At 46.3% G+C, this 18358-nt stretch carries 17 protein-coding genes; 9 read left to right on the forward strand and 8 right to left on the reverse strand.

The annotated features are described in order from the left end of the window. The first annotated feature begins 74 nt into the window (after nt 1-74). The 4 genes from ACUC6J_RS19395 (at nt 75) to ACUC6J_RS19410 (ending at nt 5192) form a co-directional block, all read left to right on the forward strand. Nucleotides 75-1610: an NTTRR-F1 domain gene (locus ACUC6J_RS19395; RefSeq protein WP_447249305.1), complete on the forward strand. Its 1536-nt coding sequence runs from the start codon at nt 75-77 to the stop codon at nt 1608-1610. Nucleotides 1611-1802: 192 nt separating this feature from the next. Continuing rightward, complete coding sequence (locus ACUC6J_RS19400) at nt 1803-2894, forward strand: glycosyltransferase (protein ID WP_447249306.1); 1092 nt, start codon at nt 1803-1805, stop codon at nt 2892-2894. 57 nt (nt 2895-2951) lie between these two features. Continuing rightward, nucleotides 2952-4046, forward strand: a complete 1095-nt coding sequence (locus ACUC6J_RS19405; protein WP_447249307.1) for a tetratricopeptide repeat-containing glycosyltransferase — start codon at nt 2952-2954, stop codon at nt 4044-4046. A 51-nt stretch (nt 4047-4097) separates the two neighbouring features. Next, nucleotides 4098-5192, forward strand: coding sequence for a glycosyltransferase family 4 protein (locus ACUC6J_RS19410; RefSeq protein ID WP_016820099.1), 1095 nt, complete (start codon nt 4098-4100; stop codon nt 5190-5192). 127 nt (nt 5193-5319) lie between these two features. Here the strand turns inward: ACUC6J_RS19410 and ACUC6J_RS19415 are convergent, their stop codons facing one another. Next, the gene (locus ACUC6J_RS19415; protein WP_045244868.1) at nt 5320-7173 is read right to left on the reverse strand and encodes a beta-glucoside-specific PTS transporter subunit IIABC; all 1854 of its coding nucleotides are present in this window, start codon (nt 7171-7173) and stop codon (nt 5320-5322) included. 71 nt (nt 7174-7244) lie between these two features. Further along, nucleotides 7245-8525 (reverse strand): apiosidase-like domain-containing protein, encoded by a 1281-nt coding sequence (locus ACUC6J_RS19420; protein ID WP_447249308.1) that lies wholly within the window; start codon nt 8523-8525, stop codon nt 7245-7247. 215 nt (nt 8526-8740) lie between these two features. Here ACUC6J_RS19420 and ACUC6J_RS19425 point away from each other — a divergent pair, with 215 nt between their 5' ends. Continuing rightward, complete coding sequence (locus ACUC6J_RS19425) at nt 8741-9772, forward strand: LacI family DNA-binding transcriptional regulator (RefSeq protein ID WP_017427337.1); 1032 nt, start codon at nt 8741-8743, stop codon at nt 9770-9772. 156 nt (nt 9773-9928) lie between these two features. Here the strand turns inward: ACUC6J_RS19425 and ACUC6J_RS19430 are convergent, their stop codons facing one another. Both ACUC6J_RS19430 and ACUC6J_RS19435 read right to left on the reverse strand, forming a co-directional pair. Further along, nucleotides 9929-10834 carry an NAD(P)/FAD-dependent oxidoreductase gene (locus tag ACUC6J_RS19430; RefSeq protein WP_019688484.1) on the reverse strand — a complete coding sequence of 302 codons (906 nt, stop codon included), beginning with the start codon at nt 10832-10834 and terminating at the stop codon, nt 9929-9931. Nucleotides 10835-10951: 117 nt separating this feature from the next. Continuing rightward, the gene (locus ACUC6J_RS19435) at nt 10952-11350 is read right to left on the reverse strand and encodes an Rrf2 family transcriptional regulator (RefSeq protein ID WP_016820094.1); all 399 of its coding nucleotides are present in this window, start codon (nt 11348-11350) and stop codon (nt 10952-10954) included. A gap of 339 nt (nt 11351-11689) precedes the next feature. Here ACUC6J_RS19435 and ACUC6J_RS19440 point away from each other — a divergent pair, with 339 nt between their 5' ends. Continuing rightward, on the forward strand, nt 11690-12520 hold the full coding sequence (locus tag ACUC6J_RS19440) for a hypothetical protein (RefSeq protein WP_025365717.1): 831 nt from the start codon (nt 11690-11692) through the stop codon (nt 12518-12520). 44 nt (nt 12521-12564) lie between these two features. Here ACUC6J_RS19440 and ACUC6J_RS19445 read toward each other — a convergent pair whose 3' ends face one another. Beyond that, the gene (locus tag ACUC6J_RS19445) at nt 12565-13035 is read right to left on the reverse strand and encodes a L,D-transpeptidase (protein WP_016820092.1); all 471 of its coding nucleotides are present in this window, start codon (nt 13033-13035) and stop codon (nt 12565-12567) included. Nucleotides 13036-13444: 409 nt separating this feature from the next. On the opposite strand from ACUC6J_RS19445, the gene ACUC6J_RS19450 reads away from it, so the two are divergent. Continuing rightward, nucleotides 13445-14881, forward strand: a complete 1437-nt coding sequence (locus tag ACUC6J_RS19450; RefSeq protein WP_447249309.1) for a glycoside hydrolase family 1 protein — start codon at nt 13445-13447, stop codon at nt 14879-14881. A gap of 103 nt (nt 14882-14984) precedes the next feature. Here the strand turns inward: ACUC6J_RS19450 and ACUC6J_RS19455 are convergent, their stop codons facing one another. The 3 genes from ACUC6J_RS19455 to ACUC6J_RS19465 form a co-directional block, all read right to left on the reverse strand. Then, nucleotides 14985-15914, reverse strand: a complete 930-nt coding sequence (locus ACUC6J_RS19455) for an NAD-dependent epimerase/dehydratase family protein (RefSeq protein ID WP_017427333.1) — start codon at nt 15912-15914, stop codon at nt 14985-14987. Between the two features lie 130 nt (nt 15915-16044). Next, nucleotides 16045-16671, reverse strand: a complete 627-nt coding sequence (locus ACUC6J_RS19460; RefSeq protein WP_045244873.1) for a DUF1796 family putative cysteine peptidase — start codon at nt 16669-16671, stop codon at nt 16045-16047. Beyond that, nucleotides 16664-17308 carry a DUF1796 family putative cysteine peptidase gene (locus tag ACUC6J_RS19465; RefSeq protein ID WP_016820088.1) on the reverse strand — a complete coding sequence of 215 codons (645 nt, stop codon included), beginning with the start codon at nt 17306-17308 and terminating at the stop codon, nt 16664-16666. Before ACUC6J_RS19465 ends, ACUC6J_RS19460 begins: the two co-directional genes overlap by 8 nt. 242 nt (nt 17309-17550) lie before the next feature. Between ACUC6J_RS19465 and ACUC6J_RS19470 the strand changes: the two genes are divergently transcribed. Then, on the forward strand, nt 17551-17898 hold the full coding sequence (locus tag ACUC6J_RS19470; protein WP_025365721.1) for a hypothetical protein: 348 nt from the start codon (nt 17551-17553) through the stop codon (nt 17896-17898). A gap of 25 nt (nt 17899-17923) precedes the next feature. After that, a complete protein-coding gene (locus ACUC6J_RS19475; protein WP_017427329.1) occupies nt 17924-18349 on the forward strand; it encodes a hypothetical protein in 426 nt (141 codons plus the stop codon). Nucleotides 18350-18358: the final 9 nt, after the last annotated feature.

Raw genomic sequence — 18358 nt, forward strand, 5'->3', positions numbered from 1 at the left:
ACTTGTACGGTTCGCCACGGCGTGGATTCGCATCTACTATCATTACAACGTGTGAAGGGAGTGTATAAAAAGCGATGACCGTATTATTTACCAATCTTGTTAATAACGGCGACTTCGAGACCGGATCTACCCTTTTTTGGAACGCCGCAAATGTAACCGTCACTAACTTATCCGTAAAAAAGACAAACTTTTATAGTGCGATCCTAGCAGGAGGCGCGGTAGATGCATCTCTTTCCCAGGTCGTTTTTGCCACACCAGGCGAAAGTTATACGTTGAGCCTGTCAGCTGCAAAAATAGGAAACTTGATTAATCCTCAAATCAACATTTTTCTGTACTACTATGACGCAACCTTTAGTTTCCTCGGTACTGGGCTAACTACCTATCTGAGCGCAGGCACATTACCTGATGCTGTTAATGGGACATGGCAAACCCTGTATGAAGTAACAGCTCCTGTTCCAGCTAACGCAGCCTTTGCCTTTTTGGTTATTAGCAAAAATGCCTTAGCTAACACCGCTAATGTAGCCATTGATTCCGTTGCCCTTGTTAAAGCAAGTGCAACTGGAGCTGTGGGACCAACCGGACCTGCGGGGCCGACTGGTGCTACAGGCGCTAGTGGCGATACAGGTGCTACGGGGCCTGCGGGTGCTACAGGCGCCACGGGCGCTACTGGACCTGCTGGACCTACGGGTGCCACGGGTGACATTGGCGCTACTGGACCTGCCGGACCTACAGGTGCCACGGGTGACATTGGCGCTACTGGACCTGCCGGACCTACAGGTGCTACGGGTAACATTGGCGCTACCGGACCTGCCGGACTTACGGGTGCCACGGGTGACACGGGTGACACGGGCGCTACGGGGCCTGCCGGACCTACGGGTGCTACGGGCGACGTTGGCGCTACCGGACCTGCCGGACCTACGGGTGCTACGGGCGACGTTGGCGCTACGGGGCCTGCCGGACCTACAGGTGCTACGGGCGACGTTGGCGCTACCGGACCTGCTGGACCTACGGGTGCCACAGGCGACGTTGGTGCTACGGGACCTGCCGGACCTACGGGTGCTACGGGCGACGTTGGCGCTACCGGACCTGCTGGACCTACGGGTGCCACAGGCGACGTTGGCGCTACGGGACCTGCCGGACCTACAGGTGCTACGGGCGACGTTGGCGCTACCGGACCTGCTGGACCTACGGGTGCCACAGGCGACATTGGCGCTACCGGACCTGCTGGACCTACAGGTGCCACAGGCGACGTTGGTGCTACGGGGCCTGCTGGACCTACAGGTGCTACGGGCGACGTTGGCGCTACCGGACCTGCTGGACCTACGGGTGCCACAGGCGACGTTGGCGCTACGGGGCCTGCCGGACCTACGGGTGCCACAGGCGACGTTGGCGCTACCGGACCTGCTGGACCTATCGGACCTATCGGGCCTATTGGCGACACTGGACCTGTCGGACCTACGGGCGACACGGGACCGATTGGACCAACTGGACCGACCGGGCCATTTGGTCTTGGCTTTACCGGTCCAATTGGACCGACTGGACCTACAGGACCTATCGGACCTACGGGGCCAACTGGTCCTACTGGACCCACTGGGCCGACCGGACTCTAATCTTCTATTATTACCACATCATGGACTTAAACGACGTATCATATCCTACCGCCAAAGCCTCTTAGCAAGTTATGGCTTTGCCATCCTTGCCCTGCCGCAATTGCGGCAGGGCTTCTATAATCAGGTCTCTTTTAATTCCAATTTTAGGTTTGACCTCAATCCTTAAATGGTTCCCAAAGGAGTGATACTCAATTGATCAGTATCAGCCTGTGCATGATCGTCAAAAATGACCAACATACCATCGGCCCTTGCCTTGAATCGGTCCATCATATTGTAGATGAAATCAACATCGTGGACACAGGTTCACAAGATCGGACCATTGACATATGTCGCAGCTTTACAGATCGGATTTTTCCGTTTGAATGGGTAGATCATTTTGCCCTTGCACGTAACTATTCATTTGAGCAAGCTACGCAGGAGTACATTCTCTGGCTGGATGCCGATGACATTTTGAAGGAGCAGGATGCTATCAAGCTGCTTGAGCTAAAGCATACTCTTGATTCCTCAGCTATATCAACCGTGGATGCAGTGTCCATGAAGTATCATTATGCCTTCGATGATCATGGCAATGTCACCCTGCATTTTCGTCGGAATCGCTTGGTCAGACGGTCGGCCGGGTTCCGTTGGCATGGAGCCGTGCATGAGTATCTCGCCGTATACGGAAATATTCTACATGCGGATATTGCCATAACTCACACCAGAACACATACCCATTCCCCGGGCCGAAATCTGCGAATTTATGAGAAGCAGCTCGCCCAAGGCCATGACTTCTCTCCCCGCGACCGCTACTATTACGCTAACGAGCTTAGAGACAATGGAAGATATGAGCAGGCCGTGCAGGCTTACCGAGACTTTCTAAACACCGAACAAGGCTGGGTAGAGGACGCAATTAGTGCATGTGGCAAAATGGCTGACTGTCTGCAACAACTCGGCAAGCTGGAGGAAAGTATTACCGCGGCTCTACGTAGCCTGACCTTCGATACGCCTAGAGCGGAGCTTTGTTGTCGGATGGGTCATTATTTTTTGCATAAAAATGAGATTCCCAAAGCCGTTTACTGGTACGACATGGCTACCACTCTGAATCCTCCTAACACGCTGGGCCCGGTACAAGACGCATACCAAACATGGTTTCCTCATATCCAGCTGTGCATTTGCCATTTTCGGCTAAAAGACTATACACGTGCGAACTGGCACAATGAGCAAGCAGCCACGTACGTTCCCAATGACCCGCATGTCCAGCATAATCGACAATATTTCAGCTCAATCCTGAACCCTTCCCAATAGAGATGCCTCCCATAGCCAGCCATCATTCTTTAAGTCAATCAAAGGAGGAGCAAACCAATGCAACCACAGAAACGGTACAAGATAGCGGTCTATGCCATCAGCAAAAATGAAGCCCGATTCGCCAAGCGCTGGATGAACTCCATGCGGGAAGCTGATGCTGTCATTGTAGCCGACACCGGTTCTACAGACGACACCGTTGCTCTACTGCGCGAGGCGGGTGCAGAGGTACATCCTATTCAGGTAGTCCCTTGGCGTTTTGACAAGGCTCGCAATGAGTCCCTGCGGCTGGTCTCTGATGATGTAGATATTTGTGTCTGTACAGATCTGGATGAAGTCTGGGAGGAGGGATGGCGGTCGCGCCTGGAAAGCAACTGGAAGGATGGAACGACTCGAATGCTGTATGCCTTTACACATGGACAGCCTGGAAGGGATACCGCTCATACATGGTTCTGGAAAGAAAAAATACACACTCGTCATGGCTACCACTGGGTACGCCCGGTTCATGAAGTGCTTGAATATATCGGGGAAGGCGAAGAACACAGCATCCGATCGGGCCAGCTCCGCTTGTATCATGATCCCGATCCGCACAAGTCACGCAGTCAATACCTTCCACTGCTAGAGCAGTCTGTACGTGAATTTCCCGAGGATGATCGCAATATGCATTACTTGGGGCGAGAATATATGTATCATGCCCGTTGGGACGAATGCATCACTACGCTGCAACAACATCTTGCCATGCCACAGGCGCGCTGGGCCGATGAACGCAGCGCTTCGATGCGTTTTATCGCTAGAGCGTATAAGGCAACTGAACAATGGCATGAGGCTGCACGTTGGTTATACCGTGCTATTGCGGAAGCGCCCTATTTACGTGAACCTTACACGGAAATGGCTCAGCTTGCCTATCATATACGGAACTGGCCCGCCGTCTATCATATGGTCGAAGAAGCGCTGCGCATTTCGACACGACCAGATACGTATATGCAAGAGAATTTTTGCTGGGATGCTACTTTGTATGATCTTGGAGCCCTCGCTTGCTATGAGTTGGGCCTAATACACAAAGCCTGTGAATTTGCGAAAGAAGCAACAGAACGCTCCCCGGAAGATTCTCGCCTTCGCCATAATTATGCGCTAATTCAATCCAGGCTTCCATAGAAACCCACACCCCGTCCTGTAGGTTGAATAACTTGGTATAAGAACTTGTGGTTGGCAAAGGAGGTTATTGAGATCAAAGTTCTATTTACTTTTTATATACCCAGCGGTGGCGTGGAAACCTTGAACCGCCAACGCTGTAAAGCGCTCATTCAGGACGGGATTGAATGTCATCTTCTCTATTATCAGCAGGGTACAGGGATGCAAAACCTGCAAGGCGATATTCCGGTGTTCATGACTTCCTCTGAAGAAGAAATTCGAAAACTGGTGGAGACTCATCGCTACGATGCAATTATCGTCTCTTCGGACTATCCTATGCTCCCTAGACTGCGAATGTTGGGCTATCAAGGGATATTAATCTATGAATCACAAGGCTTTGGCACTCACGAAGAAGCTGCTTGGGTTGTTGCAGATGCATCTCCGTATCTTCAAAATTATGCTGACGCGGTGCTTCTACCCGATACAACTCACCTCGTGCAGCTATTTTCCAGCATGTGTCCATGGCTTGATCGTTATGTATTTCCAAACGTATTGGATACTAGCGTATTTAATTATGTACCTAACACTCCCCCGGTTAATCCGGTCATTGCATGGGTTGGGCGGCTTGAGCCCAATAAGAATTGGCGGCATTTTATAGACATATCTTACTGGATGCTGCAAAATCGTGCCGATCTTCGGATTTGGATGTTCTATGATGACACCTTGTCGCAGACGGAGGATAAAATACAATTCGAGAACATGCTTGCTCAGCTTGGCATGTCCACGATCATTGAGCGTTTTAAAAGCGTGCCTCATGCGAAAATGCCTTTGTATTATTCCATGATTGGCGACTCGGGTGGGTATCTGCTCTCGACTTCACTGGTGGAGGGATTCGGTTACGCGGTAGCTGAGGCCATGGCCTGTCGTTGCCCGGTCTTAAGCTCTGATTCAGACGGAGTACGAGCATTCATTGACCATAACGAAACCGGCAAGTTTTATCAGCAGGGAGACATTTTACAGGCGGTACTGCAAGGACTAGACCTTATGAACAACGTCCCTCATCGCGAATCTATCCGCCAGAAGGGGCGTACACGGATCGTTAACCTGTTGGCGCCAGATAAATATGTGCGCTCCTTCCGGCAGATGATGAGCTCGTTGGGTGTACGGTAACCTGCTATTGTAGTACATGCCGCAAAAGTCTGTTTCATGATCCAAAAAAGCTGACGACAACCCTATTTTTACACACGGGCCATCGTCAGCTTGATGCGTTTGCTGTGCATTACTGAATATTAGGGAACTATCTGATCTTCAATAAGCGTTCTCCTGTATGAATATCCTTCGAGTTTTCAGCTAAGATATCTGTGTACACCGCAGTATTGGTTACTATAACAGAGGTGGTGAGATCATATCCTTCATCCACTATAGCTTTTGGATCAAATTCAACCAGCTTGTCCCCTTTTTGAATCGTATCTCCTTCAGACACAAAAGAAGTGAAATGTTTTCCTTTCAAGCTGACCGTATTAATTCCAATGTGAATGAGCAGTTCAACTCCATCCTCAGAGATCAGTCCAATCGCATGTTTTGTTTTGAAAACGGTAACAACAGTTCCGTTAAACGGTGCGTAAGCTACCCCTTCTTGGGGGATAATCGCGGCTCCCTGACCCATCGCACCACTGGAGAAAGCCTCATCTTTCACTGCGGCCAAACGAATCAATTCACCGTTTAAAGGACTAAATACCGTTTTTTCTTCCGCTTTGTTTTCAACTGCAACCTTAATTTCAGGTGCGGGTTTAGCATTCTTATAGCCGAAAAGATAGGTCAGAATAAATCCGACTACAAAAGCGACAACCAAAGAGATAATAAAGCCAATGAAGCCTGCATCTATCCCCTTTGGATTAATGAATAAAGGGATACCAAAAATCCCGCCTGAGGCAAATCCATATGCTGTTGAGCCGAGTAAGCCCGCTGCAGCTCCTCCTACACCCCCAGCGATCGAGGCTAAAATAAACGGTTTTTTGGTGGGTAGCGTAACCCCGTAAATAGCTGGTTCAGTAACCCCCATCAAACCCGCGATGGTAGCAGAAGTCGCAATAGGTTTTAATTTAGGATCGCGTGATTTCAAAGCAATGGCAAAAGCCGCACCTGTTTGCGCAAACGTAGTACAGAACAGCATACCGTTAATCGGATCAAACCCGTTCGTAACTACATTATTCAGGAGAATCGGAATGAACGCCCAATGCAAGCCAAAGATAATAATCCCTTGCCAGAACCCAGCCAGAACGAGACCAGCTATAGCCGGACTTAACTGGTAAATCCACATGGAGCCTTTGGCTAATCCATCACTGATTATAGTTGCTATCGGCCCGACAACCAGAAAAACAATCGGTGATATAATGACCAAGGTCAGAAAAGGCACAATGAACATTTTAATGGATGCAGGTGCATACTTACTAATAAATTTTTCAACCTTAGCTGCCAAGAACGCCCCAATAATGATGGGTATAACAGAAGAAGTATAATTAATCAGAACGACAGGTATGGTCAAAAAGGACAGCGCCGTTTTATCCGTAAAAGCCGAAGTAATGGTCGGATACACCAAGGCGGCCCCCAAAACAGCAGATAGATACGGGTTTCCTCCGAATTTTTTACCTGCTGAAAACCCTAGAATAACCGGAAAGAAATAAAACATAGCGTCTGCTGTTGCATATAAAATTTTGTATGTGCCCATCTGATCAGTCATCCAGCCCAGAGATGTGCATAAGGCCAGCAGTCCTTTTAGAATCCCCACAGCAGCGAGCACACCCACAACGGGCATGAACACGCCTGAGATCACATCGACAAATCGGCTGAACAGGCTCGCTTTTTCATTCTTTTGATCGTCTTCAACTGTCTGGTCTCCGTGCTTTACTCCCATCGTATCCAAAAGAGCCTCGTATACTTTGGGAACCTCATTCCCGATGACCACCTGGAATTGGCCGCCACTTTCCACGACGGTAATGACACCGTCAATCTGTTTAATTTTTTCTTTATCTGGCAATTGGTTATCCTTCAATTTGAATCTCAAACGAGTAACACAGTGAATGACACTGTTCACATTTTCGTTTCCCCCCACCGATCTAAGCACTTCTCTAGCTGTCTTTTGGTAATCCATCATGATCACTCCTGGATGCGTTTTCTATTTCTCCACTCCACCTGCTAGCTTACTCCTGTTTTTCTCTGGTTTTATTTCGTTCCGATGATCACAACATCGCTTTCAAAACCATGCATACCAATGACGGATTGATCAGCCTGGACATCCACCTCCGTTTGGGCAAATCGTCTCTCCGCTAAATCAATGGTTGTAAACTTGTAGTCCTGCACGTTGATATTTAGCCGCACTTTCGTGTTAACCGGGATATACAAGACGAGGGTATTCTCGTTCCCCGCACCTCTGATCTCCTCTGTCTTGTTTAAAACAATATCCAACGGCTTTATGCCAATCAGGTTGTACATTTCAAACAAATATTTGATAAAGGAATAATCCCATGCGCCCTCAAAACGCAGTGCTGTTCTCCAATCATAGGGACTATCAAAGCCCTCTCCTTCTACAATTCCGAACTTCTTGCCTTTTTTATGCCAACTCCAAATGCCATGCGCTCCATAGGTAATTCCCGCTCCCCCGCCTGCCAGAAGACTGTGCCATGCTGCTTTTCTGGCATCTAGTGCAGTGTATCTTCCATACACATTGCGGCTGTAACTGATCTGTTCATAGCAAGGTTCTCCATTGATGACGGGACGTATCTCCGGCTTGTGATAAAAATGCTGGGCAATCTCATGGGCGACATGCTGAAACTCCGAATTATGTCCTGATTGATACATATAAAATCCAAGACCCTTGTGTTGCTCAAAAGCTTCAGGAATTTCCCTCAATCTCCCTTGGATATGCAGCGTAGTCAAGCTTGCCGTGCTTAATTGTTGTACCGTTTCCAGCGCCTTCAAATAGTACGCATTAGCACGTTCTGTAGGAAAATCAGTGTCCCCGCTGATCAAATAAACAGGCTCGAATCGGGAATAGCGGTTTACAACATAAGTTACATAGCTTTCAACGCAATCCAGCGGCATTTTATTGCCCTTCTGGAACATTTCAGCCCATGTATCCGGTACATAGTTACACCACAACAGAACCAGTGCTGGAATAAAGCCGCGCTCGACAGCCATCTGGATCATGACTTCCGCCCGCTCAAAATAAGCTTCGTTTAAGGTATGGTAGTCAAAATCTCTATTTTCCAGTAATGCAAACGGCTGTAGATTCAGGTCTGATTCGCTGGCATCCCATTGTCGGAGCATATTAATCTGTAAAACGTTGAAACCCTGCATTTTTCGATAGTCCAGGTAATCGCTCCACTCTTCAATAGTGGCGTTGGTAAATACGCTCCAGACGGTATCTGCCAAGTAAAAGAAAGGCTTGCCCTTTTCCACAAAACTTCTTTGATTTTCAGCCATGCTTAAGCTCAAACAAATCACCCTTTCACTCATAAACAAAACTAAACTAATGTATAATTTTATACGATATCGAATAAAATAAGCTAAATAAAGCGTTCACAATTGAATATTAACACTATGTATCCGAAAAGGTCAACTCATTTCATCTGTTGTTTGTTTAGTTTAATTTATAAACTAAACTTTATTATATAATCATGATATAATTTATATAGTTTAGTCCAATGGGAGGTTCCACGTTGAAAATAGATGATATTGCGAAGCTTGCCGGTGTTTCAAAATCAGCCGTCTCTTTAGCATTTAATAACAAACCCGGTGTTAGCGAAGAAACCAAAGAGCATATATTAAGAATTGCCCACGAGCATGGATATAGACCACGTACCATGAAGTCAAATAAGGAATTTACGAAGAATCACCATGTCATTCGTTTTGTTGCATGCAAAAATACAGGCATCGTGACCGAGCAATATGAATCACTTCCATTTTTCAATGAATTGATCCATCATATTACCCATCAGGTGAGAGAACATGGTAATACTTTGATTTTCTCGTCATTTGATAGCCATAGCCTTGAAGAAGAATTGTCTGCTCTGGAGAAGGACCAGCCTTCTTCAGGTATACTTCTGCTGGGCACCAATTTAACATCCGAGACTATTCATTCCTTACAATCCATTCATTCCAATATCGTTATTTTGGATACCTGCTTTGAACACGTTGATGCCAGTTTTGTATCGATTAATAACTATCTTGGGGGGTACCAGGCAGGCCAATATTTAATCCAGTCCGGACACAGAAATATAGGATACGTACAATCCAGTACCAGAATTCTTAACTTTACAAAACGAAAAGAGGGGTTCATGGCTGCTTTAGAGGAGCACAATCTTGCCATAGGTCATGGGCTTACATTTGATATGCACCCGATGCTTGTCATGTCACAGGACGCATTTAAAACAGCTATTCATAAACTGAATGAGCTGCCTTCGGCCCTATTTTGTGAGAATGATTATATGGCGATCAGTGCTATTAAAACGTTTCAGGAAATGAACATTCGAGTGCCTGAACAAATTTCCGTCATGGGGTTTGATAATATTCATGAAGCTAAGGTCATTAGCCCGGAACTCACAACCATTCATGTGAAAAAGGATATTTTGGCCCGAACGGCTGTAAACTTGCTGATGGAAAGGCTTAATCACAATCAGGAGCACCATACTCAGGTTCTTGTGAATACAGAGGTTATTGAAAGAAGGTCTTGTATAGACGCAGAATTATAATCAAGTGAATAGAAAAAGGCCGCCATATAGGCGGCCTTTCAGCTTTTATACTTCTGAATTGTGATTTTATAGTGAATGAATCTAAGCGTTACCGGAAACGATAAATTCTCACTTCTCCTCATTATCTTTAACTATCATGAGAGCTTCAATTTCTCGTCATTCGTTAAAGTCTTCCTCTGTCAAATCCAGGTTTACACTCGCAGCGGTTCGGCTACCGTCGGCCGCAGCAAAAATCAACTGAGAAGGCATGAAGTATGAAGAATCCCCCGCAGCATATACACCAGGAATGGAGGTTCTCCCCGCTCCATCCGTTTGGATCCCGCCCGACTCTGTCCTTTCACAGCCCAAACGTTCTCCAAACGGTGCACTTTGCACAAATTGGGGGGTCACAAAGCCGCCGGCCCTTGGGACTTGAGTACCGTCCGTAAAGGACACATACTCCAGCTGTCCATGGTGACCGATGAACGCTGCAACAGGCTGCTCCATTACCGCGACTCCTTTAGATTGAAGTCGTTCTTTTTGCTCGTCCGACAAGAATGCCTGACCGTTCGTGCAGACAAGCAAATCCTTACTCCAGTTCAGGAGCAGTTTGGCTGTGTGATATATAGCTGGCGACTCAGAGACGAGGACAAGCGGTTGATCCCGTAACTCCCAGCCATCGCAATAAGGGCAATTAAACAAACTTCTTCCGTAGAACGTGTAAAAACCTTCGATCTCAGGGAATATCTCCTTTACACCCATCGCCAGTATCAATTTTCGCGCTTGAACACGAAGGCCTGAAGAATCAAATACCTCGAATCCGGATTCATTTTTCGTAACTGAAATAACCTCGGTTTGCAGATGATGTACAGATGGATACCGCAGTACTTCCTCATAAGCTACGCGGCGGAACTCGGCCGGCGTTACGCCATCTCTCGTAATGAAACCGTGCGACGCATGCGTAACCGCATTTCTGGGCCGGTTATTATCGATCAAAGCCACACTTCTTCTTGCCCTGCCCAGTACAAGGGCTGCATTCAATCCAGCAGGTCCTCCCCCAATAATAGCGCAATCGTACAGCATAACATCCAGCTCCTTTTACAAAGATATTAAAGACTCTTTATATCTATAATTAAAACAAAAAAAAAAACACTTCACATAACTGGCGATCACCTTCTCTCTATTTATAGCCGCTCCCCTTTATACTTGCGCTTGCTTTTGGGCTAAATCGACCAATTTCGTATTTTTAAGATGGCCCTCCATTTTTTCCTCCGCTTCCCTCATTACAGCTTGAATCAGACATTCTGATCCATGGACAAAATCACATTCAAACAAAGAATTCGTCCCTTCAATCGCATGGATAATATCCAAAAAGGTAATATCGTCTTTATTGCGGGATAAGCGATAGCCCCCATTGGCTCCAGAGACCGATTCGATCATCCCCGCCTTCACAAGCCTCGTCAAAATTTTTGAAAGATACGTGGGTGAGACATTTTGGGATTCGGCCAATTGCTGGACACCTACGGGCTTCACCGACGAATCCTCAACGAGCATGAGCATGGTGTGCAGTGCATAATTGGTTGCTTTGGTAAATTTCATAACTACACCTCATTCACAGACTTATTGTATCTATAATATCTCTGAATCTGCAGGAATGTCAAGATTATAGGTTAAGTATAGAAAATCGAAGGGAAAAATTGCATTTTGCCTTCACCTCAATAACATCCGACCTTATAACAGAATGTTTGACTTGGGCTGGCCTGCTAGAGCGGGCGAAAGTATCACTCGCTCCTTCATGTTTTCCAATTGTTATGTAATTTTTTTCAATAAACAAGAAACAAATTCACGATTTCCACGTCTATGTATATAGATTTAATTTTAGGAAAACCTTGGATCAAGTCCTGAAGCCCAATATTTTTTTACAAAGGAGCAATTAAAATGAAAAATCCAAGACTAAAATACGCTACTGCTTTCCTGTCTAGTATAGTGCTTGTGGGAAGTGTAAGTGGCTTTTCTATTGCCAATGCTAATAGCACTTTACGCCCTAATACGCATGTTCAAAGTTCAGTTAATACTATAAACCCATCTGTTTACCAGTCTGTAACCAAATTTAAAAAGAGCGAGACCCCAAATCAGGTGATTTGGAAGGAGAAAAACGTTTCGTTAGTGGCCAAAAAAATGGAGCTAGAAAATGCACCAAGCTCTGAGAAGAGTGTTATTACATCTATAACGATCAAAACAGGAGAACAGAATTACACCATTAAAACAGATGGATATAATGATAAACTGCGTAATATATCGAGCGCAGTATTATCTCCTTCTAATACATGGTTGGCTATCCAGGCACGGCGCAGTGCAGGAGATACGTTATTACTGATCAATCTTAAAACCGGAAAATCTACCATTGTAAATGATCTTTTAAAAGCTAAAGGCAAAAAAAATGTAGAATCCATTGCTGCTTATAACTGGTCACCTAAAGAAGATCAAATTGCCTTTTCGTACGGTGATACATCAAGCAGCTCCATAGCCATTTATAACACCAAGAAGGATGCCTTTATATATCTTCCTAGGGAAACGGATTACATTAGCACAAGTCTGATTTTATGGCATAAAAATGGAAAAAGTTTAGACTATATAAGTGAGTATCCATCTGACCAAAAGAAGTTGTACAGATACTCAATGGACAGCAAAAAGGTGAAACCTGTTAAAAAAATTAGCCAGAACGAATTTCAAAAATGGTTCAAACTTGATAAATACAGTACAAATTAATACCAAATAGGGCGGAGTAAATCCCGCCCTTTGATTTTTTTGTTCTAGTTTATTGTGATTTTGCCGGAACTTCCGTTTTGCTCAAGCACTTGAATTAGTGCTCTTTGGTCACTGTTAGAAAGTCGGATGCAACCGTATGTTGGACGCAGAGGATACCAAGTCAGAGATGTGCTTGTAGCAGGGTCTCCGCCATGAATCATAATTTCGTCGCGGCCATTATTTGTAGCAGTCAGGAAGTTCCCACTTACTGCTTGATTCAGCCACACACGCTTATAAGGACCATAAGAATAGTCGGAGTCACCTTTCGCATAAACAATTGTTTTCGCAACCCCCGTAGGAATGTCTGCATATTTAAGTCTCCAGTTCGTATGGTCGTTACCATTCTTCGGATCATTTGATCCACGGCCTAAAGCTTCTACAGGTCCAAATACCAAACTACCACTATCGTTATAAACTTTCAGTGTTCCTTTGTAATCTCGATTAGATGGAAAATTAGCAATAATGTGATAACCCATTGTTAAACGCCTCCATTTAGTTTAGTTGAGAGTAGATTTGATAGAGTCGCTAACATCTAAATGGCTCCACATTCTTTAATGTTAGTCTTCAATTCCCTCTCACTTATGTAGGTGATTTAAGGCTGCGAGTTACAACCAAATCGTGGCGTCACCAGAAGCAGCTTATCGTCAAGGGCTCTTTATTTTTTGTATGATGAGCTCTGGATCGAAATATTGAAAAATTGCGTTCATAGCCTCTACGTTGGATTTGTTTGAGCAAGCTCTACTAATTTCATAAACTCATCATCTCATCTATTTTTCGTTCCTCGAAATTGCCAACAAGCGAACGACTGAATAATGCGCTAATGTAGAGATACCCCCGCAGAGGATCGCTATGGGAAATCTATAGAATGAAAAGGAGAAACATATCATGGCTAAACACACAATACAAATTCCACCGAATTTCATGATGGGGGCAGCGGCTTCCGCCTGGCAGACAGAGGGCTGGAGCGGTAAACAGGAAGGTCAGGACTCGTATCTGGACGTATGGTACAAAAATGACCGCTATGTCTGGCACAATGGATATGGACCCGCGGGTGCAACCGATTTTTATAATCGTTATACCGAGGATATTGCGCTGATGAAGCAGATTGGACTGACTCATTATCGCACCTCTATTAATTGGGCCCGCTTCTTAACGGATTATGAGCATGTGGTGGTGGATGAAACCTATGCGGATTATATGGGCAAAGTCATTGACGAATTAATTGCAAGCGGAGTCGAGCCGATGATTTGTCTGGAACACTATGAATTACCTGCTTATTTGCTCGACAAATATGAGGGCTGGTCTTCCAAGCATGTGGTAGAGTTGTTTGTGAAATATGCAGAAAAGGTGTTCGAACGGTACGGGGATCGGGTCAAGCACTGGTTTACGTTTAATGAGCCCATTGTTGTACAGACTCGCGTCTATCTGGATGCCCTTCGCTATCCCTATGAACAAAACACACGGAAGTGGATGCAATGGAACTACAACAAAACGCTGGCTACCGCAAAGTGCGTACAGCTTTTCAAAGCCAAAAATTATAGTCAGAACGGGGCTAAAATAGGTGCTATTTTGAATCCCGAAGTGACTTATGCCCGATCCAGCGCCCCTCATGACCAGTACGCAGCACATGTGTATGATTTATTTTACAATCGGATATTTCTGGACCCGCTTATAAAAGGCGAATACCCGCAAGAATTGTTCGAGCTCATGAGCAAGCATGATATTGCATTTGAGGCTACAACGGAAGAGCTGGCCTTGATTAAAGAAAATACCGTGGACTACGTTGGGATCAATCTCTATTATCCCCACCGGGTCAAAGCGCAGAGTAAAGCGTGGAACGAAAACAATCCTTTTCACCCCTCTTACTACTATGAGCATTTCGATCTTCCGGGTAAAAGAATGAACAAGTCACGAGGCTGGGAAATTTATCCTAAGATCATTTACGATATGGGCATGCGTATCAAGAACGAATATAACAATATCGAGTGGTTTGTCGCGGAAAATGGCATGGGCATTGAGAATGAAGCTGCTTTCAAAAATGAGGAACACATCATTCAGGACGACTATCGGATTGACTTTATAACTGAGCATTTATACTACACGTTACAAGCTGTAGACGCAGGCTCCAACTGTACAGGTTATATGCTGTGGGCCTTCACAGACAACGTTTCTCCTATGAATGCTTTTAAAAATCGTTATGGACTGGTGGAAATTAATCTGGAAAATGATCGAAGTCGGCATTTGAAGAAATCTGGCTACTGGTATCAATCTATTATCAAGGAGCGCTCATTTGTTGCTGATCTGGATGAAGAGTATAAGTAGTTAAATGGACAAGCTGGCTGGCGAAAACATATAAATTCGTCCAAACCAAAAAGAGGCTGAGAGGTTTTCTCAGTCTCTTGGTTGATTCGCGCGCTCGTTAGCCCTATACGCCTTCTTTGCCTGTGCCCATACTGCTCACGTACGTTTCCTTTAGACCGGCAGAGATACCGTATAGCGGTTCCCAACGAAGCCAATGTCTGGCGACTGCGTTACTCAGACAGCTGTGGTGAATATCTCCCGCCCGCGCTGGAGAATATACAGGGCGCACAGACGAACCGTGCAGCTTTAGTAAATCATAGGCCAGCCGATTGATGGACGTCGTTCGTCCCGTACTTACATGCACCGTGCGTTGGTCCGCTGCATGCATAGCCGCCATATTGGCTCGAACTATATCCTTGACGTACACAAAGTCACGGGTTTGCGTTCCGTCGCCGTGAATGAGCAAGGGGCTTCCTTTTTTCAGCCGCTCTATAAAAATAGCGACGACACCGCCCTCTCCCTTCGCTGCCTGACCGGGACCATACACATTTCCGTAACGCAAAATCGTGTAGTTCAAACCGTACAACCGATAAAAAAGCCGAATATACGATTCTGCGGTCAGCTTGGACAGTCCGTAGCCTGAAATAGGCTCCACGGGATCGTCTTCCTGAATACATTGCTTTTGCAGCTCTCCATATACGCCGGATGTGGAGGCAAATATGATTTTCGACACACCCGCATCACGACAGGCCTGCAACAAATGAATCGTCCCCAGCACATTCACATCCGCATCCTCATCGGGGTGATGGATGGATTGCTGCACATCAGCCTGTGCAGCCAAGTGAAACACAATATCCGGGCTTTCCCGAATCAGCAGCGTCCTGGCTTCAGGGCTGCGAATATCTGCAATATGCATGACCGCGCGCGGGTCTACATTTGCAGCATTCCCGGTCGTCAGATTATCCAGCACAAGCACTCTGACGCCCGAGTCAGCAAGCGCACGTACCAGCTGGGAACCAATAAATCCGGCTCCTCCGGTGACCAAAGCCTTCACTAGCGCACCCTCCTTTTAAACCGAAGCATCTATCTTCCCTTCGCATCATGTTATGCGATGCTCTACAGCTTGGCGCAGGCGCAAGCACAGGTGGAAGACAATCTATACGTGTTCCTATAGTCTCCGCACCTCAGACATGAAGTCTGACGTTGTCCAGCATATAACGCCACATTTCATCCTGACCGTTCCATATATCCTCGGGTGGCAGCGCTACTGAAACCAATCGTTCCAGTCCCCAATTCAGCTCCGTCACACCTTCAGTCCCTGTATAATCCACGTATAACAAGCGAAAATCATGGGTAATTCTCTGTGACAACACATCATGCAGTTCTACCGCCTGCTCCCGGCTGCCACCGACACGAACCAGCAGCAGACGGGAAGCCAATGCGAATTTCTCCAGTAAACGTGCGATGCGGCGATCAAGTGTCGTTTTGAATGTAGGATAAGACGCCAGCTGCTCTGATGTATTCTGGCTAACCGGAAAATGGTGTGCTGCTGTAACCTCATAGGACGCATCCTCAACCAGGAAGTTATGACCTCCGTAATCATGCCCTGTGACACGTAGGCTTTCAACATCCATAAAACGGGCAAATCGCTCATTCAGTAAACGACTGATCTGTGACAAATTGCCAGAAATCATCCAATCCAGCGGACCTGCATACGGACGCAGTCCGTTTTTATCCAGCTGAATCGAAGGTAAGCAATGCCCTCCCAGGCTAAACACTGCGTCATATTCCCCTTGCAACCGTTCAAGCACGACGACCTCCCCTTTTCGACAAGGACATTCCCTCAAAAAGGGTGCGCCAGTGTGGATCACTCTTGTAATTCCATACATCGGCAAAAGGCATTTCCACTGCGCATACATGAGGAAGCTGCCAATCCACCTCCGTCAACTCCGTTACACCGGAACAATTCACCACTAACAACCGAAATTCATTCGCTACGATCCCCGACAAGATCCGCTCCAGTTCCTCTACTTCTTCATAGGTGCCCAGCATACGGACGAACAAGTTGCGCTTGGCCATCTGTGTTTTTGCAAAAAAACGTTCGATACGACGGTCTATCTTTTCCCTGAACTCGGGATAGGTCACCAGATCTGCGGACGTGTTGCGTTCCTGCGGAAAATCGTGTACCGAGATCACATTATAAGCAATATCTCTGACCATATAATTCAGTTGGCTCGTACCAACGACACTTAAATTAGGCAAATCCATAAAACCTGCAAACCGATTCTCAAGCAAGCGGTTCACATCAGAGAGCGTGTCAGACATCATCCAGTCCAGCACCCCGGCAAACGGCCGCAAACGGTTCTTTTCCAATTGAATGGCAGGTGTACAGTTTTGCCCCAGACTGAAGACCGCGTCATACTCCCCTGCCAGCTGTGCGAGTCTCATAGCCGTGCCTCCTTTGTTAAAGCGACCCTTCCCCCCGATCTACTCTTTGCTTTTTCTGTAGTCGAAAAGGGGCTTCAGGCCGCAGATTGTTCCACTCTACATTACATGCACAGCATGGCAAAAAGGGTTGGACACTGGCGCGCTTTTTGTCAAAGAGGCGTACAACTATCCAGTCCACTCGCGGTTATTTTTCATATCATATAAGGCTGGTAACCTAACGGAATTCAAGGAGGCATCATGATATGTCTGTGTTTCTTTTAACTGTCGATCATCATCTCGCTCACCACAGCGCCCATATACAAAGCTGCCATGTAACCTTTTTCAATCGTGAAAAGAGATCCGTTGATGTGCTGTTGGAAATGGGGAATGACAGTGGTGTTTTTAGGCGGCAACTTCTTCGACTGGGCCCTTCTCCCGAAGCTGGCTCTGTACTGGAAATCAAAGATATGGAGGCAGCCCAAAATCCATTTTATCTGCGGGTGGTCACGAATATTTACAATCCCGAAACGCTGTTTATCCTGGCGGAATTTGTGGAGAACGGGAACGTAGTCGCTAAGCGGACAGCCAGTCATTTTACCGTGACACCTTAATGAACAGGCAGAGGAGGAAAATTGTATGTTGTTGAAATATACAGTTCAAAACAAAGCTGAAGCAGGCACATATGCACTGCCTTTTCAGGTTACCGAACAGGAGATCGTGCTCTCTACATTGATCATTCCTGCAGGTGAAGCTGAGGGCCACATTCTCATCGAAGTCTCTTTGGCATGGGAGAATCCGCTGCTCAACTGGGATATTGGGGAGCTGGATATTCGATTGCGCCGCAACGATGAGCAGGGACCCGTGCTGGATTGGCTGCAGGACTCCTGTTATCAGGAGGGATTTGCCGAGTTAAGCTATGAGGAAACAGCACAACAGGCAGAGACTCATGTATACTGCTTGACTGTACAATCAGCTGACCACCGTGCTGTTGTTACGGGACCACTTATGATGCGAGGCTCGGTTTATGTAGACCAAATGGATGACAACCCGGATGAACAATGAGCTGAAATA

Source organism: Paenibacillus sp. JJ1683 (genome assembly GCF_053006485.1).

Excerpts from the sequence above, each read along its gene's own strand:
- ACUC6J_RS19395 (WP_447249305.1), top strand. The coding sequence starts at position 75 with ATGACCGTATTATTTACCAATCTTGTTAATAACGGCGACTTCGAGACC.
- ACUC6J_RS19405 (WP_447249307.1), top strand. The coding sequence starts at position 2,952 with ATGCAACCACAGAAACGGTACAAGATAGCGGTCTATGCCATCAGCAAA.
- ACUC6J_RS19415 (WP_045244868.1), bottom strand. The coding sequence starts at position 7,173 with ATGGATTACCAAAAGACAGCTAGAGAAGTGCTTAGATCGGTGGGGGGA.
- ACUC6J_RS19430 (WP_019688484.1), bottom strand. The coding sequence starts at position 10,834 with ATGCTGTACGATTGCGCTATTATTGGGGGAGGACCTGCTGGATTGAAT.
- ACUC6J_RS19435 (WP_016820094.1), bottom strand. The coding sequence starts at position 11,350 with ATGAAATTTACCAAAGCAACCAATTATGCACTGCACACCATGCTCATG.
- ACUC6J_RS19440 (WP_025365717.1), top strand. The coding sequence starts at position 11,690 with ATGAAAAATCCAAGACTAAAATACGCTACTGCTTTCCTGTCTAGTATA.
- ACUC6J_RS19445 (WP_016820092.1), bottom strand. The coding sequence starts at position 13,035 with ATGGGTTATCACATTATTGCTAATTTTCCATCTAATCGAGATTACAAA.
- ACUC6J_RS19450 (WP_447249309.1), top strand. The coding sequence starts at position 13,445 with ATGGCTAAACACACAATACAAATTCCACCGAATTTCATGATGGGGGCA.
- ACUC6J_RS19465 (WP_016820088.1), bottom strand. The coding sequence starts at position 17,308 with ATGAGACTCGCACAGCTGGCAGGGGAGTATGACGCGGTCTTCAGTCTG.
- ACUC6J_RS19470 (WP_025365721.1), top strand. The coding sequence starts at position 17,551 with ATGTCTGTGTTTCTTTTAACTGTCGATCATCATCTCGCTCACCACAGC.
- ACUC6J_RS19475 (WP_017427329.1), top strand. The coding sequence starts at position 17,924 with ATGTTGTTGAAATATACAGTTCAAAACAAAGCTGAAGCAGGCACATAT.